Origin of the sequence: Leifsonia shinshuensis (genome assembly GCF_013410375.1) — a bacterium.
GTDB classification, from domain to species: Bacteria; Actinomycetota; Actinomycetes; order Actinomycetales; family Microbacteriaceae; genus Leifsonia; species Leifsonia shinshuensis.
The window spans coordinates 3155415-3172277 of the sequence record NZ_JACCFL010000001.1; the positions used below are offsets into that span (position 1 = coordinate 3155415).

15 protein-coding genes are annotated in these 16863 nt (G+C 71.0%); 9 read left to right on the forward strand and 6 right to left on the reverse strand.

The window, feature by feature from the left end:
* Positions 1-83 precede the first annotated feature (83 nt).
* From HNR13_RS15365 to HNR13_RS15385, 5 genes are all read left to right on the forward strand, one after another.
* Positions 84-1517, forward strand: a complete 1434-nt coding sequence (locus HNR13_RS15365) for a fumarylacetoacetate hydrolase family protein (RefSeq protein WP_179607147.1) — start codon at positions 84-86, stop codon at positions 1515-1517.
* The gene (locus HNR13_RS15370; RefSeq protein ID WP_179607149.1) at positions 1499-2212 is read left to right on the forward strand and encodes a GntR family transcriptional regulator; all 714 of its coding nucleotides are present in this window, start codon (positions 1499-1501) and stop codon (positions 2210-2212) included. The genes HNR13_RS15365 and HNR13_RS15370 overlap by 19 nt, the downstream gene beginning before the upstream one ends.
* Before the next feature lie 54 nt (positions 2213-2266).
* On the forward strand, positions 2267-3763 hold the full coding sequence (gene hpaE / locus HNR13_RS15375) for a 5-carboxymethyl-2-hydroxymuconate semialdehyde dehydrogenase (protein ID WP_179607151.1): 1497 nt from the start codon (positions 2267-2269) through the stop codon (positions 3761-3763).
* A gap of 13 nt (positions 3764-3776) precedes the next feature.
* A complete protein-coding gene (gene hpaD, locus HNR13_RS15380; RefSeq protein WP_179607153.1) occupies positions 3777-4850 on the forward strand; it encodes a 3,4-dihydroxyphenylacetate 2,3-dioxygenase in 1074 nt (357 codons plus the stop codon).
* A 127-nt stretch (positions 4851-4977) separates the two neighbouring features.
* Positions 4978-6096: a hypothetical protein gene (locus tag HNR13_RS15385; protein WP_179607155.1), complete on the forward strand. Its 1119-nt coding sequence runs from the start codon at positions 4978-4980 to the stop codon at positions 6094-6096.
* Positions 6097-6133: 37 nt separating this feature from the next.
* On the opposite strand, the gene HNR13_RS15390 is transcribed toward HNR13_RS15385, so the two are convergent.
* The 5 genes from HNR13_RS15390 to HNR13_RS15410 form a co-directional block, all read right to left on the reverse strand.
* Positions 6134-7705 carry an alpha/beta fold hydrolase gene (locus HNR13_RS15390; RefSeq protein ID WP_179607157.1) on the reverse strand — a complete coding sequence of 524 codons (1572 nt, stop codon included), beginning with the start codon at positions 7703-7705 and terminating at the stop codon, positions 6134-6136.
* A gap of 6 nt (positions 7706-7711) precedes the next feature.
* Complete coding sequence (locus HNR13_RS15395; RefSeq protein WP_179607159.1) at positions 7712-8482, reverse strand: hypothetical protein; 771 nt, start codon at positions 8480-8482, stop codon at positions 7712-7714.
* 72 nt (positions 8483-8554) lie between these two features.
* Positions 8555-8896 (reverse strand): hypothetical protein, encoded by a 342-nt coding sequence (locus tag HNR13_RS15400; protein WP_179607161.1) that lies wholly within the window; start codon positions 8894-8896, stop codon positions 8555-8557.
* Complete coding sequence (locus HNR13_RS15405; protein ID WP_179607163.1) at positions 8893-10413, reverse strand: tetratricopeptide repeat protein; 1521 nt, start codon at positions 10411-10413, stop codon at positions 8893-8895. Before HNR13_RS15405 ends, HNR13_RS15400 begins: the two co-directional genes overlap by 4 nt.
* Positions 10414-10649: 236 nt before the next feature.
* The gene (locus HNR13_RS15410; RefSeq protein ID WP_179607165.1) at positions 10650-11192 is read right to left on the reverse strand and encodes an isochorismatase family protein; all 543 of its coding nucleotides are present in this window, start codon (positions 11190-11192) and stop codon (positions 10650-10652) included.
* Positions 11193-11231: 39 nt separating this feature from the next.
* Here HNR13_RS15410 and HNR13_RS15415 point away from each other — a divergent pair, with 39 nt between their 5' ends.
* The 4 genes from HNR13_RS15415 to HNR13_RS15430 all read left to right on the forward strand — a co-directional run bounded on the left by HNR13_RS15415 (position 11232) and on the right by HNR13_RS15430 (position 14310).
* The gene (locus HNR13_RS15415; protein ID WP_179607167.1) at positions 11232-11681 is read left to right on the forward strand and encodes an NUDIX domain-containing protein; all 450 of its coding nucleotides are present in this window, start codon (positions 11232-11234) and stop codon (positions 11679-11681) included.
* Complete coding sequence (locus tag HNR13_RS15420) at positions 11678-12712, forward strand: zinc-dependent alcohol dehydrogenase family protein (RefSeq protein WP_179607169.1); 1035 nt, start codon at positions 11678-11680, stop codon at positions 12710-12712. The genes HNR13_RS15415 and HNR13_RS15420 overlap by 4 nt, the downstream gene beginning before the upstream one ends.
* Before the next feature lie 88 nt (positions 12713-12800).
* Positions 12801-13406, forward strand: coding sequence for an HD domain-containing protein (locus HNR13_RS15425; RefSeq protein ID WP_179607171.1), 606 nt, complete (start codon positions 12801-12803; stop codon positions 13404-13406).
* A 22-nt stretch (positions 13407-13428) separates the two neighbouring features.
* A complete protein-coding gene (locus tag HNR13_RS15430) occupies positions 13429-14310 on the forward strand; it encodes a 3-methyladenine DNA glycosylase (protein WP_343063579.1) in 882 nt (293 codons plus the stop codon).
* Here HNR13_RS15430 and HNR13_RS15435 read toward each other — a convergent pair.
* Positions 14307-16829, reverse strand: coding sequence for a transglycosylase domain-containing protein (locus tag HNR13_RS15435; protein WP_179607173.1), 2523 nt, complete (start codon positions 16827-16829; stop codon positions 14307-14309). The genes HNR13_RS15430 and HNR13_RS15435 overlap by 4 nt on opposite strands.
* Between the last annotated feature and the right edge of the window lie 34 nt (positions 16830-16863).

Below are 16863 nucleotides of genomic sequence, written 5' to 3' on the forward strand. Positions count from 1 at the left end.
GCTGGCGCTGCGAATCGTATACAATCTCGAATACGTTCCATCGTGAGCGTCCCATTCATCCCCGACGACGAGGAGACCGAGCTGTGAGCGACATCGGCCGGCCAGGCAAGATCATCGCGGTGCACCTCAACTACCGCTCGCGCGCCGCGCAGCGCGGTCGCACCCCGGCGCAGCCGTCGTACTTCTTCAAGCCGGCCTCCTCCGTCTCGGCCTCCGGCTCGGAGCTGGAGCGCCCGGCCGGGACCGAGCTGCTCGCGTTCGAGGGCGAGGTGGCGCTCATCATCGGCCGCCCCACCCGCCGGGTCTCCCCCGCGGAGGGCTGGGCGGCCGTCTCCGGCGTCACGGCCGCGAACGACTTCGGGCTCTACGACCTCCGAGCCGCCGACAAGGGCTCCAACGTCCGCTCCAAGGGCGGCGACGGCTTCACCCCGCTCGGCCCCGCCGTGATCCCTGCCGCGGCCGTCGACCCGGACGCGCTCCGGGTGCGGACCTGGCTGAACGGCGAACTGGTGCAGGACGGCACGACCGACGACCTGCTGTTCCCGTTCGGCCGGCTCGTCGCCGACCTCTCCCAGCTGATGACCCTGGAGCCCGGCGACGTCATCCTGACCGGGACGCCCGCGGGATCCTCCGTCACGCAGCCCGGCGACACCGTCGAAGTCGAGGTGGACGCCCCGACCGCTCCCGGCGCGCCGACCACCGGGCGGCTGGTCACCCGCGTCACCCAAGGGAGTGTCCCGTTCGGGGACTTCGGCTCGAAGCCCAGCGTGGACGACACCCAGCGGAGCGAGGCCTTCGGCGTCCGCCCCGAGAAGCCGTTCGAGCTGACCGCCGAGCTGCGCGCCCAGCTCGCCTCCGTCGCCACCGCCACCCTCAGCTCCCAGCTGCGCAAGCGCGGCCTGAACGACGTCTCCATCGACGGGCTGACCTCCACCCGCCCCGGCGTGAAGCTGATCGGGACGGCGCGGACGCTTCGCTACCTTCCCGGCCGCGAGGACCTTTTCGCCTCGCACGGCGGCGGCTACAACGCCCAGAAGCGCGCGTTCGACGCGGTCGGCGCCGGCGAGGTGCTCGTGATCGAGGCCCGCGGCGAGCGCGGCAGCGGCACCGTCGGCGACGTGCTGGCGCTGCGCGCCCAGGTGAACGGCGCGGCGGGCATCGTGACCGACGGCGGCGTCCGGGACCTCGCGGAGGTCGCGGCCCTCGACATCCCCACCTACTCGGCGGGCCCGCACCCGGCGGTGCTCGGCCGCAGGCACGTGCCGTGGGACGCCGATGTCGCGATCGCGTGCGGCGGGGCGACCGTCCTGCCGGGCGACGTGATCGTCGGCGACGCGGACGGCCTGCTCGTCATCCCGCCCGCCCTCGTGGCCGAGGTCGTCGCGGACGCGATCGAGCAGGAACGCGAGGAGGAGTTCATCGCGGAGATGGTGCGGTCCGGCGAGAAGGTCGACGGCCTGTTCCCTATGAACGCCGCGTGGAAGGAGAGGTACCGCGCATGGCAGACGCAGCGCTGAAGCCCGTCGTCCCGGCGGCGACGCCCGCCGCCGCGAAGACCGTGGCGCCGAGCAAGTCCCAGCTCGCCTACGAGTTCGTCCGCGAGCGCATCGACGACGGCCGCTACGTCTCCGGGTTCCGCCTGGTCCTCGGTCAGATCGCCGGCGAGCTGGGGGTCAGCGTCGTCCCGGTGCGCGAGGCGATCCGGCGGCTGGAGGCGGAGGGCCTCGTGACGTTCGAGAAGAACGTCGGTGCCCAGGTCGCCCTGCTGCACGACGCCGAGTACGCCTACACGATGGAGACTCTCGCTCTCGTGGAGGGCGCGGCCACCCGGCTCTCCGCTCCGCTGCTGAACGGCGACCACCTGCACCGGGCCCGGCTGATCAACCGCGAGCTGATCGCGTGCCTGGACGACTTCATCCCGCACCGCTTCACCGAGCTCAACCAGCAGTTCCACTCGGTGCTGTTCGAGGAGTGCCCGAACCCGCACATCCTCGACCTCGTGCACCGCGGCTGGAACCGCCTGACCGTGCTGCGCGACTCCACCTTCAGCTTCGTTCCCGGCCGCGCCCGCGAGTCGGTGGCGGAGCACGAGGAGATCCTGCGGCTCATCGAGAGCGGCGCCGAGCCCCTCGACGTCGAGCTCGCCGCCCGCGAGCACCGGCTCGCGACCCTGGACGCGCTGCAGCGCTACCAGGCCGAGCACCAGCACTGAGCGCGCGAACCGACCGTTCACCACCACGACCACGCACGAGACAGGAGGCCGCGCATGCCGCAGCACCACATCCCCGACGGGCTGCCGGGGAAGATCCAGCACTTCATCGACGGAGCGTTCGTCGACAGCGTCTCCGGGAAGACCTTCGACGTCCTCGACCCGGTGTCGAACGAGACCTACGTGCAGGCTGCGGCCGGGCAGAAGGAGGACATCGACCTCGCCGTCGCCGCCGCGCGCCGCGCGTTCACCGAGGGTCCGTGGCCCCGGCTGAAGCCGCGCGAGCGCGCTCGCGTCCTCAACCGCATCGCCGACGCCGTCGCCGCGCAGGACGCCCGGCTCGCCGAGCTGGAGACCTTCGACACCGGCCTCCCGATCACGCAGGCTCTCGGCCAGGCGCAGCGCGCGGCGGAGAACTTCCGGTTCTTCGCCGACCTGATCGTGGCGCAGGCGGACGACGCCTACAAGGTGCCGGGCAGCCAGCTCAACTACGTCAACCGCAAGCCGATCGGCGTGGCCGGGCTCATCACGCCGTGGAACACCCCGTTCATGCTGGAGAGCTGGAAGCTCGCCCCCGCCCTCGCCACCGGCAACACGGTCGTGCTCAAGCCGGCCGAGTTCACCCCGCTGTCGGCGTCGCTGTGGGCCGAGATCTTCCGCGAGGCCGGTGTGCCGGACGGCGTGTTCAACCTGGTCAACGGCCTGGGCGAGGAGGCCGGCGACGCGCTGGTGAAGCACCCCGACGTCCCGCTCATCTCCTTCACCGGCGAGAGCAGCACTGGGCAGCTCATCTTCGCCAACGCCGCGCCCTTCCTGAAGGGGCTCTCGATGGAGCTCGGCGGCAAGTCCCCCGCCGTCGTGTTCGCCGACGCCGACCTGGACGCCGCGATCGACTCCACGCTGTTCGGCGTGTTCTCGCTGAACGGCGAGCGCTGCACCGCGGGCTCCCGCATCCTGGTCGAGCGCGCCGTCTACGACGAGTTCTGCTCCCGCTACGCCGAGCGCGCCCAGCGCATCGTCGTCGGCGACCCGCACGACCCGAAGACCGAGGTGGGCGCGCTCGTGCACCCCGAGCACTACGCGAAGGTGATGAGCTACGTCGAGCTCGGCAAGCAGGAGGGCCGGCTCCTCGCCGGCGGCGGCCGCCCCGAGGGCATCGACCACGGCAACTACATCGCCCCGACCGTGTTCGCCGACGTCGCGCCCGACGCGCGGATCTTCCAGGAGGAGATCTTCGGCCCGGTCGTCGCGATCACGCCGTTCGACTCCGACGAGGAGGCGCTGAGCCTCGCCAACGGGGTGAAGTACGGCCTCGCCGCCTACCTCTGGACCAACGACCTGAAGCGCGCCCACACCTTCGCCCAGAACGTGGAGGCCGGCATGGTGTGGCTCAACTCGCACAACGTCCGCGACCTGCGCACCCCGTTCGGCGGCGTGAAGGCCTCCGGCCTCGGTCACGAGGGCGGCTACCGGTCCATCGATTTCTACACCGACCAGCAGGCGGTCCACATCACGCTGGGCCAGGTCCACACGCCGCGCTTCGGCGCCGAATGACGAAGGAGTCAGCATGAGCACCCCCATCCCCACCCCCGCCGCCACGCCGCCGGACGTCGTCCGCGCCGCCTACATGGAGCTCGTCGTCACCGACCTGCAGGCCAGCCGCGACTTCTACGTCGACGTCCTCGGCCTGCACGTCACCGAGGAGGACGAGGAGGCCGTCTACCTGCGCAGCCTCGAGGAGTTCATCCACCACAACCTGGTGCTGCGGAAGGGCCCGGTCGCCGCGGTGGCCGCCTTCGCGTACCGGGTGCGCACTCCCGCGGACCTGGACCGCGCCGTCGCGTTCTACACCGAGCTCGGCTGCCGCGTCGAGCGGCGAGCGGGCGGCTACACGAAGGGCGTCGGCGACAGCGTCCGCGTGGAGGACCCGCTCGGCTTCCCGTACGAGTTCTTCTACGACGTCGAGCACGTCGAGCGGCTCACCTGGAGCTACGACGTCCACACCCCGGGCGAGCTCGTGCGCATCGACCACTTCAACCAGGTCACGCCCGACGTCCCGCGCGCGGTCAAGTACATGGAGGACCTGGGCTTCCGGGTGACCGAGGACATCCAGGACGAGGCCGGCACGACCTATGCGGCCTGGATGCGCCGCAAGCCCACCGTGCACGACACCGCCATGACCGGCGGCGACGGCCCGCGGATGCACCACGTCGCGTTCTCCACGCACGAGAAGCACAACATCATCGCCATCTGCGACAAGCTCGGCGCGCTCCGCCGCAGCGACGCCATCGAGCGCGGACCCGGCCGGCACGGCGTGTCCAACGCGTTCTACCTGTACCTGCGCGACCCGGACGGCCACCGGGTGGAGATCTACACGCAGGACTACTACACCGGCGACCCGGACAACCCGGTGGTCACCTGGGACGTCCACGACAACCAGCGCCGCGACTGGTGGGGCAACCCGGTGGTCCCGTCCTGGTACACCGACGCGTCCCCGGTGCTCGATCTGGACGGCAATGTCCAGCCGCTCACCGCGCGCACGGACGACTCCGAGATGGCCGTCACGATCGGCGCCGACGGGTTCTCGTACACGCGCAAGGACGACACCGAGCACGGGTTCAAGCTGGGGGCGCAGCTGTAGGGCGGCGGTCGCGGGCCGCGTGCGACGTGCCACCGATCCGCTGGCCCGCAGCGGCCCGCGCGCGCCTACCCTGGGTGCTGTCAACGCCGATTCCCGACGCCGACGCCGAGCAGATCGGAGCGGAACCATGGGATGGAGTCTCACCAACCTGACGACGGCGACCGCGGGAGCGCCGCTCGCCGTGTACCAGCCGACCGCGTGGCTGTTCGCGCAGTTCACGCGCCACGTCGTGTTCCAGGGCTACAACGCCACCACAGGAGGCGACGGCCAGCTGTACGAGCTGTACTGCAGCGGGAGCGACGACTGGAGCGTCAAGAACCTGGTCTCCGAGGCGGGAGGCGCCGCCGCCGCGACCAACGCCAACGGGTACATCTGGGCGCACCAGGGCTCGCAGCACGTGGTGTACCAGGGCCAGCGGTTCGACGGCCACGTCCACGAGCTCTGGTACACGGAGGATGACGGCTGGAACGCGAACGACCTCACCGAGGCGGCCGGCGCCCCGCTCACCCTGTCGCAGCCGTACGGCTACGAGACCTTCTACGACGGGACCCAGCGCGTCGTCTACCAGGCCCGCGTCGGCGGCCACATCCACGAGCTGAGCAACTCAGGGGACGGCTGGCACGACCTCGACCTGACCGCCGCGACCGGCGCGCCGCCCTGCGCCCCCGACGCCGCTCCGACCGGGTACTCGTTCGAGGACCAGCGGACCGCGCACGTGCTGGTGCGCACCGAAGTCGGGCACCTCCTGGAATTCTGGCGCGACGCCACCGCCTGGCACTGGGGCGACCTCACAGCGGTCACCGGCGCACCCGTGGTGAGCGACGCCGAGACGGTCTCCGGGTACGTCTTCCGCGGCCAGGGCACCCAGCACATCGACTACGTCGGCGGGAACGGGCACCTCCACGAACTGTGGTGGGACCCCTCGGGCTGGCACCACAACGACCTCACCACCGCCGGCGGAGCCGTGCCGCCGTTCCCCACGTCCAGCCCGGCCGGCTACGCGTTCGAGGCAGGCCCGTTCCAGCCGATCGCGACCCAGCACGTGATCTTCACCGGGAACGACGGCAACGTCCACGAGCTGTGGTGGCGCGAGGGCGTCTGGCACACGAACGACATCGGGCCCCTGGTCGGCGCCCCGCCGATCGTCGGCGCCCCCAAGGCATTCGTGGAGGTCGACCAGGGGACGCAGAACGTGTTCTACCTCAGCGACTCCCACGAGATCATCGAGCTGCGGTGGACGCCGTGAGGGGTCGGACGTGACCGGCCGGAGCTGAGCGTCGTCCTCAGTCGCGCGTGACCGCCGCGACCAGTGAGCGCCACCGCTGCTCGGCGTGGTCAGCCGTCGCCGGAAAGTGCGCCCCATCCACGATGACCTCCCGCCAGTTCATCCGTCTCGCCACGGCGCGGGTCTCGGCCACGGACACGACCTCGTCGTCGCGCGGGATGACAGCCTCGACCGGCGTCGTCGCCGCCCGCAATACGCGGTCGCCCTCCGCCGCATGCTCGAACCGATCGCCGAACCGGCGCTGTGCCCACCGGGCGAACTCTTCGCCCTTCGCGGCATGGGATGCCAGGTGCGACTCCAGCTGGAAGATCGGCGAGATCGCGATCATCCGTGCAGCCCCGAGGAGCTGAGCGGCCTGCACTCCCAGCCACGACCCGAAGCTCACGCCGAACACGCGGACCTCCTGGTAGCCCCTCGATTTCGTGACGCGTGACGCGATGTCTGCGATCGACGCCGCGCTCGCCCCCCACGCATTCCAGCCGGAGCGCTGCAGGGCCGGCCCCAGATCGCGGGAGCCGGGGTAGTTCACGACCAGGATGTCGAACCCGGACGCCAGAATCGTGCGGTAGGCGCCGCCGTATCGCAGGTCGTCCCACTCGTGGCTGTCGGGACCACCGTGGAGCGACACGAGGAGCCGGGTGTTCGTCCGTCCCGACCTGAGGTGAATGGTCGGAACGCCGTCGATGACGGACGACACGGTCTCGATGTCGGCGGACGGAGCTGCCGCTCCCGGAGCGGCGCCCCCAGCGGAGCGCCAGTGCGATCCTCCTCGGACGGACGTCACCCGCACGAACGGAGGCGCCGACGCACCGGCCGGGAAGATCGCCGCCGTGCCCTTCACCCGCTCGATGTCGTGCCCGTCCCACAACCCGTAGCCGAATCGCGGATGCACGCAGGCGGCCAGGAATCCTCGACCCCACAGACCCACCTGAACGGGCGACCACTGACCGGGAGGCCGGAGGTCGTGGGAGCCGGCCGCGTCGATGATCGAGAAGTCCCGGACCTCCTTTCCAGATCCGGCGACGAGGTATCGATCGCCGGCGACTCCCACCACCCGGCCGGGGTGGCGCTCCGTCCGCCGGTCCTCGGCGCGCGAGATCCAATGCGAATGGTCATCGCCGACGAGGACGCCGGTCGAAAGCACCGCGTGAACCGTCGCCCTCCGACCGACTTCGAGCGTCCGCCGGCTCCCTGTTCGGAGGTTCACGAGGTGCGCGCCCGTCGACGCCGTGATCGCAACATGTCGATCTCCATCCTGGCCGGGGACGACCGTGGACACGGACCAGCTGCCCGGAATCGGGAGCGGTATCACCGACGGCGGCTCCGGGACCAGCAGTCCGTTCTGCAACGCGTATGTTGCCACCACGAGTTTCCGACCATTGACCGAGAAGTCGAAGAGGCAGCGGTCGCCCGGCACGACGAACGGACGGTCGAGGTGCCGGATCGAGACTTTCCGGTAGTCCGGCGCACCGTAGCGAAGATTCCCGTCCGCGCGGCTGAAGAACCACGTGCTCCGGTCGAACGCGATCGGGACGAGGCTGTCCTCCTCGATGAGGCTTCGGATCGGCATCCCGGTTCAGGAGCCGGTGCGGGCCGGCGCGGCTCGCGCGTGGCGCCGGAGCAAAGTCGGCAGCAGAAGCGCGTTGAGGACGGTGATCGCCCCGGCCAGAACGGCCAGGCCGACCGGTCCCACGGACACCCAGAGGCCTCCGCCGACCGCGCCGCCTGTCGCATCGCCCACCAGGAAGGCGGTCTGGGAGATCCCGAACAGTGCGCCGGCCGACGCACCGGGCATGACGGCGTATTGAATCGTCTCCTCGGCGACGACGGCGATCGCGACGAAGGCGGCCCGCGCGAGGAACAGTCCGGCGACGAGGACCACCGACACATCGAGCACGAGGGCGACCGCGGCCGTGGACAGGCCCGTGACCAGCTCCGTCACGAAGAACAGCCGGAACGGCCGCTCACCGATCCCCCGTCTCGTTATCCACCAGGTCACGAGCAACTGCACGACGCTCATCGAAGCGACGACGATCGCTGCGACGGAGTCGGTCAGCCCGCCCTGGGTGAGGAACAACGGAAGAAACGGGGTGACGAGGCTGACATAGAGCCCCGACAGACCTCCGATGATCGCGAGCCGGACGGCCAGTGCTGAGAACGAGCCGCGCGGCGGTCTCTCCTCGGGAGCCGGTTTCGGGTTCGCACGCTCCGCTTTCACCGCGACGAGCAGCCACACGCACCCGATGAGCACCACGGCCGGAGCCAGTGCCAACGCGATCGAGGGCCCGAAGTCGGAGGCGCCCACCAGCGCGAAGATCCCCGCCGCTCCGAGCGTTCCCACGAGCACGCCGAGTTGGTTGCCGAGGTTCCGACCGGCGACGATCCCTGGAATCTCCTCGTCGGAGGCCTTCGATCGGATCTACGGCCGGATGCCCACCAGCGCCAGCGAGGCGCCCGCGCCCGCGATGAAGGAGAAGACGACCGTGGGGAGGAGGTCGGTCATCAGCCGACCGGCGATCCCGATCGCGTAGGCGACCGTGCCGATGCGCATCGCGTTCACGCCGCCGATCCGGTCGGCCAGAGTGCCCCAGAGGAACGAGAATCCGCCCGCGACCGCCATCACCGCGTACCCGACTCCGAACGCGACCAGGGCGCCGGCGTTGTCGTAGTGGAGCGGCTGCGCGACCTTCGACATCCACATCCCGGCCGCGAAAAGAGCCGAGAAGACTCCGAGCTGCGTGCGGAGGCTGATGCTCTTCATCGAACGAGGGCGTCGTGATTCGATCGCAGCGCCTCCGAGCGCGGATAGCGCTCGAGTGCGGCGAGGAGGGAGCCGACCGCCTCCTGACGTCGCCCGTTCCGGAGCATCGTCTCGGCGCGGAGGATCGCGTGGCGCTCGAACTCCTTCGCACTCATCCGCGCGATCACCGCAGTCTCCAGGGCACGCTCGGCGGCCTCCGTCCGCCCGGCCAAGATCCAATGATGGGCGGCGTCGAGACGGGCCTTGTCGCTCGCGTGATCGAGCCTCGCAGCGCGTTCGTAGGCTTCCGCGGCGGACGACCATTGCTGCACCTGTCCGAGAGAGAATCCGAGCAGGCTCCACGCCACGGGCAACGACGAGTCGATCTCGATCGCCTCCCGGCACCGGGCGACCGCGTCTTCGCGCCGGCCGCCCGCGGCAAGGCACTTCGCGGCCTCCAGCCGATACTCCGCCATGTGCGGATCGACGGCGATCAGTCGTTCGTACGCGGCGATCGCCTCCTCGAACCGACCCAGGCGCTGCAGGCATTGCGCGAGGTTGTACATCAGCACGGAGCGATGGATGGCGATCTTCTCGCTCGTGCCGCTGAGTCTCTCGATGCCGGTCTGCAGCGAGCGCAGGGCCTCCTCGACTTCGCCGCGCCGGAAGAGGATCAGGGCGTAGCCGTTGCGATTGAAGACTTCGTCGAAGACGACGGAATCGCTCGAACGCTCGGCCTCGGGGAGACGGTCGAAAAGCGCGAACGCCTCATTGAGCAGTTCACCGCTCGTCTCCAGGTCGCGCAGACCGTCCGGATGGTGCCGAGCGTAGAGCATTGCTTTCCCGTACAGTGCGCGGATCCCGTCAAGCGGGTCATCGCTGTCCGCCCAGCGGTCGTAGTAGTACTCGGCCGTCTCCGTCTGGTCGAGCATCGCGTGGCCGATAGCCAGGAGGTTCCAGACCCGTGCTGAGCTCTCTGCCGCGGCGAGACGGCGGCCGAGTCCGACCGCTGTCCAGGCATCCCCCGCATTGACGAAGTCGAAAGCGGCCCGCCACACGCGGTCGGCGTCGTCCGCGCTCGGAAGGCGCTCGAGTGCATCGAGCAGCTCTCCGGTCTCCGGGTCGACGGCCGGAGCCGAGCGGACCAGACGCGCTTCGGAGTACTCGACGGTCCAGCCGGCGACGGCCGCCGCGATCCGCAGCAGCTCCCTGCTCGGCCCGTCGATCGCAGCGGCATTGCCGATGCGCACCGAGACCGGGCCGCGGGCCGTCGCCCATTCAGCAAGGCGGATGTAGTTCCTCTCTACGCGGCGACGCTGGAAGAAGCGGATCTGTTCGTCCGCCGACGCCGCGTCGGTGAGAGACGTCGCCCCCTCGCGCACGAACGCCGTCAGCTTCGCATCGAGCGGATAGAGCAGCCGAAGGCTCCGTGCGACGGCGAGGTCCGCGACGCGGGGCGTGAGCCCGAGTCCGGAAAGGACGAGCTTCGCGGTTCCGAAGGAGATGACGTCCTGATCGGGAGCGTCGACAGTGATCATGAGTGCCTCAGGAGGATCGAAGACGGGACAGGGGGGACGCCGCGATGCGGCGTCCCCCCTGAGGAGTCAGAAGACCTTGCCGCCGTACAGGACGGCGAAGTCCACCTTGTCCTCCGTGGGCGTCTCGACTGTCAGCTCCATGGCTGCTCCCTTCGTTGTGAGGAACGGGCGTTCCCCCGAACCAAGGTACTCAATCTCACACTCAAATACTACGCTTGCATTTCACAATTGTTGAGCTAGAGCTCCACCTCCGCCGCGCTCACCACCGCGAACTCCTGCCCCGGGTACCGCAGCCCCGAGAAGTACCGGTTGGTGTGTGCGACGATCTGCTCCGCGCCGATCGTCACGCCCTCCCACTCGGCGTCGGTCGTGGTGTGCGCGTCGCCGACCAGCACTACGTCGTAGCCGCGGACGGCCGCGCTCTGGGTGGTGGTGCGGATGCAGTAGTCGCTCTGCGCGCCTGCGACGACGAGGCGGGTGGCGTCCAGACGCTCCAGCACCTCGTCGAGGTCGGTGCCGGCGAACGCGTCGCGGTACTCCTTGCGGACCCGCGCCTCGCCGGCGGCGGGGACGAGGCCGTCGGCGAGCTGCCAGGGCGCGCTCTCCCACGGGAGGTCCTCCGCCTCGTGCTGCACCCAGACCACCGGGGCGCCCGCGGCGCGGGCGCGGTCGACCAGGGCGGCGGTGCGGGCGACGACGCCGTCCGCGTCCAGGCAGCCGGGGAGCACCCCCTTCTGCAGGTCGATCACGAGCAGGACGGTGGGGTTCGTGTCGGTCACGTGTCCATCCTGGCATCCCGGACGGGGCAGGATGGGACGGTGACCAGCCCCGCTCTCCCCCTCCGGGTCGTCGCCGCCGTGATCGTGCGGGACGGCGCCGTGCTCGCCTGCCGGCGGGCCCCGCACAAGGACGCGGCGGGGAGGTGGGAGTTCCCCGGCGGCAAGGTGGAGCCCGGCGAGGCCCCCGCCGAGGCGCTGCGGCGGGAGCTGCGCGAGGAGCTCGGTGTGGAGGTGCGGGTGGGCCGGCTGCTGGACCGCTCGGTGACCGGGCGGGTCGACCTCGCCTGCTACGCCGCGACCCTGCTCGGCGACCCGCCGTCCGCGTCCACCGACCACGACGCGCTGGAGTGGCGCCGTACCGACGCCCTCGGGGGCCTGGACTGGGCCGACGCCGACCGGCCGGTGGTGGCGGTGCTCGGGGCGCTGGCTGCAAACCAGCTCGCGGCGGCCGCCGTGCCCGCCCCGATCGAGGAGGAGGACGCCCGATGAAGGCGCTGTACTACGAGACGTTCGCCGGCCCGGTGTCGGTCGGCGACCTCCCCGCGCCCGACCTGCCCGACGGCGGCGCGCTGATCCGCGTCGGCGCCTCCGGGCTGTGCCGCAGCGACTGGCACGCCTGGGCCGGCCACGACGACTCCGTGCACCTCCCGCACGTGCCGGGCCACGAGTTCGCCGGGGTGGTGGAGGCGGTCGGCCCCGGCGTCCAGCGCTGGCGGCCGGGCGACCGGGTCACCGCGCCGTTCGTCAACGGCTGCGGACGGTGCGAGTGGTGCCGTTCCGGTCAGGCGCAGGTCTGCCCGGAGCAGACCCAGCCCGGGTTCACGCACGCGGGCTCGCACGCCGAGCTCGTCGCGGTGCGCGCGGCCGACCTCAACCTGGTCGCGGTGCCGGACGGACTCCCCGATGCCGCCGCCGCGGCGCTCGGCTGCCGGTTCGCGACGGCGTACCGGGCGCTGACGGCGCGCGCGGGCCTGCGCTCCGGCGAATGGATCGCGGTCTACGGCGCGGGCGGCGTCGGGCTGAGCGCCATCGTCATCGCCCGTGCCCTCGGCGCCCGGCCGATCGCGATCGACCGGTCGCCGGCCGCACTGGAGACCGCCGCCCGCCTCGGCGCGGAGCACACGCTGCCGGCCGGACCCGACGCGCCGGACGCCATCGCCGCGCTGACCTCCGGCGGGGCCCACGTCTCGGTCGACGCGGTCGGGTCGGCGGACACCGCCGCCGCGAGTGTGCTCTCGCTGCGGCGCCGCGGCCGGCACGTGCAGATCGGACTGCTCTCCGGCGGGATGCCCGTGCTGCCGCTGGACCGCGCGATCGCGTGGGAGCTCGACATCCTCGGCAGCCACGGGATGGCGGCCGCGGACTATCCGGGGATGCTCGCGCTGGTCGCCTCCGGCGCCCTCCGGCCGGAGCTGCTGGTCGGCCGCACCGTCGGGCTCGCGGAGGCCGCGCGGCTCCTGCCGCTCGCCGAGGCCGCCCCCTCCACCGGCATCACCGTGCTCGACCCCGCCCTCCCGTAGCGCCTCCCGCGGTGGCGACGACGGAAGTCGTCCGGAATTCGACGGCGGCGGGCCGGATCTGTGCGATACGGCGCGCCAGGATGGAGGCATGCGCCTCGCCGACATCCCCGCCCCCGACTCCGTCGCCGCCCGCGCCGCCCTCGAACTGGCCACCGAGTACCACACGCCCGCGCTGCTCAACCACGTGCTGCGGTCGTGGCTGTGGGCGGAGGGCTTCGCCACCGTCGAGGGACTCCACGGCATCGACCGCGAGCTGCTCTACGTGTCCGCCGTCCTGCACGACATCGGGATCGTCCCCGCCTTCGACAACCACACCCTCGCCTACGAGGACGCGGGCGGGCACGTCGCGAAGGCGCTCACCGCGGGGGCGGGCTGGCCCGCCGCGCGCCGGACCCGCGCGCACGAGGTGATCGTGCGGCACAACTGGCCGGAGGTCGACCCCGCGTTCGACCCGGAGGGTCACCTCCTGGAGATCGCGACCGGCCTGGACATCTCCGGAGCGCGGCCCGACGCGCTTCCGCTGGAGTTCCGCCGGGAGGTCGTGACGGCGTTCCCGCGGCTCACCCTGGCCGCCGAGTTCACGGCGTGCGTCACCGACCAGGCCGAGCGCAAGCCGGACACCGCCGCGCAGCGCATCGTGGCCGGCGGCGTCGCCGGCAAGCTGCAGCGGAACCCGCTGGAGTCGCTCGGCTGACCCGGCGACGTATCCTCGTCTGGTGACCATCCCGCTCCCCGCCACCGCCTGGCGCGCCCGCGAAGCCGCGCACGCCGAGCGCGCGGACGCGCTCACGGCCGGTCACCGCGCCCGGGCCGCGCGGGGTGAGAAGCACCCGATCGAGGACTTCCTCTTCACCTACTACTCCTACTCGCCCGCCGTGCTGCGCCGCTGGCATCCCGGCGCGGACATCGAACTGCTGGACGCCGCGGGCGAGCCGCGCGCCTCCTGGCGCTGGTACTCCCCCGGCGCGACGCCCGGCGGGCTCGTCGTGGACCGCGCGGGCATGCAGCGCGAGAAGGCGCCGCTCCTGACGACCGTCGAGCGGATCCTCCGCTCGACGGCGGCACGGCCGGGGAGCTTCGGCTGCTTCGGGCTGCACGAGTGGGCGATGGTCTACCGGCAGGACGAGCACCGCCACGACGTGCCGCTGCGGCTCGGCCGGAGCGGCACCGACGCCGTCGTGGAGGCCGGGGAGCTGCGCTGCACCCACATCGACGCCTTCCGGTTCTTCACTCCGGACGCGGTCCCGCGCAACCGGTTCGCGCCGACCAGGGAGACCCAGCCGGACCTGGAGCAGCCCGGCTGCCTGCACGCCGGGATGGACGTCTACAAGTGGGCGATGAAGCTCGGCCCGCTGGTCCCCGGCGAGCTCTTGCTCGACGCGTTCGAGCTCGCCCGCGACATCCGGCTGCTCGACATGCAGGCCTCGCCCTACGACATGCGGCCGTGGGGCGCGGAGCCGGTGCGGATCGAGACGGCGGAGGGCAAGGCCGAGTACGTGCGCCGCCAGCGCGCGTTCGCCGAGCGGTCGAACGCCCTGCGCGGCCAGGTGCTCGACGCGGCCGGGCTCACGCCCGCCGCGGACCGCGTTCCGGCCTAGCCGCCGGTGCCGCCTCCCGCGCCGCCGCCGGTTCCGCCTCCTGCGCCGCCGCCCTTGCCGTTCCCTGGCGTGTTCGTCGGCTGCGGCGTGGGCGTGCCGGTCGGCGTCGGTGCGCCGGTGTTCTGACCGGAGCTGAGCTGGATGGTGACGCTCGACCCGCCGTCCACGGCCGTGCCCGCCGACGGGTTGGTCCCGGCGACGGTTCCGGCGGGCTGGTCGCTCGGTATCGGGGTCTGGTCGACGGTCACGCTGAGACCGAGGCCCTGGAGCAGCGCCGTGGCCTGGTCCGGCGTCTTGCCGCTCACGTCCGGCACGGTCACCTGGCTGCCGTACAGCACCGAGTCGTCCGGCTTCGGGAACGAGTCCCCGCCGTACAGGTTGTCGAGGGCCTCCAGGATCGGCTTGGCGATCGAGAACTTGACGTTGCCGCCGCCGATGCCGTTGAACTCGAGGCTGCGCAGCGGGGTCTGGCCGGACACGTTGCCCACCCAGGTCGCCTGGGCGACCTTCGTAGTGGAGGTGATCATCCAGTTCTGCAGCGAGTCGTCCGTCGTACCGGTCTTGCCCATGATCGGCGTGCCGTCGTACGGGTTCGCGCTGGCGGCGGTGCCGCCGCCGCGCATGACGCCCTGGAGGGCGTAGGTGATGCCGGCCGCGATGTTCTTCGGCAGGCCCTGCGTGCAGGTCGACGGGCTCACCTTGTGCGGCGTCCCATCGGCGTTGACGACCTTGTCGATCGCGATCGGCGTGCAGACGGTGCCGCCGTTGGCGATGCCCGCGTAGGCCGTCGCCATCGTCAGCGGCGCGATGTTGTTCGTGCCGAGGATCATCGACGGGTAGGAGTTCAGCTGCGCGCCGGTCTTGGCCGGGTGAACACCGAGGTTCTGCGCCGCCTTGAGGATCGAGCACAGGTCGGTCTTGGTCGCCATCATGGCGAACGCCGTGTTGACGGACTGCGCCGTCGCCGACATCACCGACAGCCTGCTCGCCGAGCCCTCGTCGTTGGACACCGGCCACGGCGGACCGGAGACCGTGCCGCAGCTGCTGGAGAAGTCGGACATCGGGAAGGTGTGCTGGGAGGCGTTGACCGTCTCGTAGAGAGAGTGGCCGCCCTCCAGCCAGCCGGCGAGGTCGAACGCCTTGAACGTCGATCCGGTCTGGAAGCCCTCCGAGCCGCCGTACGCCTCGTCGGTGTTGTAGTTCACCGCGGTCGTGCCGGGTTGCGGCTGGTCGGTGTTGTTGAACGCCCGGTTCTGCACCATCGTGACGATGCGCCCGGTGCCGAGCTCGACGGAGACGTTCGACCCTCCGATGTCGATGTCGGGCCGCGACGCCGGGATGTACTTCGACAGCGACTGCTGCGCCACCTGCTGGAGGTCGAGGTTCAAGGTGGTGTAGATCTTGAGCCCGCCGCGGTTGAGCGTCCCCCACCGGTCGGCGCTGGTCTTGCCGTAGGCCGGGTCGTTGAGGATGACGTCGCGGACGTAGTCGCAGAAGAACGCCGCGTTGACCTGCTGGGCCGCCGCGCAGCCGGAGGTGGTCGGGGTGACCGTGGGCTGGACGGGCGTCTTCTTGGCGGCGTCCCGGTCCGCCAGCGTGATCTTGTGGTTGATGTACATGCGGTCGAGCACGTAGTCCCGGCGCGCCTTGGTGAGCTTGTAGCCGTTGGCGGCGCCGTTGTCCTTGTTGTTCGGCTCGTCGATCCGCAGGTTCGACGGGTTGTTGACGATGGCGATCAGCGTCGCCGCCTGCGGGAGGGTGAGCTTGGCGGCGGTGGTGTTGAAGTAGTACTCCGACGCCGTCTCGATGCCGTAGTTCTGCCCGCCGAAGCCGACGACGTTCAGGTAGCCGAGCAGGATGTCCTGCTTGCTGTACTTCTTCTCCAGGCCCACCGCGTAGCGCATCTCCTGGACCTTGCGCTGCAGGGTCACGCCTGCCGCGTCGTCGTAGCAGGCCTGCACCTTCTTCTGGTCGGTGAGCCCCTCGCAGTGCTCCACCTCGACGTTCTTCACGTACTGCTGCGTGATGGACGAGCCGCCCTGCACGTTGCCGCCGACGACCGTTGAGAGCGCGCCGCGCACGGTGCCGAACAGGTCGACGGCGCCCTCGCTGTAGAAGCGCGGGTCCTCGGCGGAGGTCGCGGCGTCCTTGGCGACCTGCGCCACGTCGGCCCAGCCCACGTCGCGCCGGTTCTGCGCATAGAACTGCGCGATCGGCACCTGCTGGCCGCCCTGCTGGGCGTAGACGGTGGAGTTCTGCGCGAACTGCCCGATGTTCAGTTCGGCGGGCAGCCGGTTGAAGTCGCTGATCCCCGCAGCCGCCGCTACGCCGGCTCCCAGGAAACCCGGAAGAAAGAACAAGGCGGAGAGCACCGCAGCGACGAGCGCGAGCGCCAGGAACTGGACGATCGCGGCGTTCCTGCTGCGCGGAGTGCGCAGCTCGAACCGCTTGAGGGGCTCGAGACGCTCGTCGATCGCCTGAAGGCGCGGGGAATTCTGGAATCTGTCCGGGATGGGCACGTCTCCACGCTTCCAGGGTCGTCTGTGGGAGGGG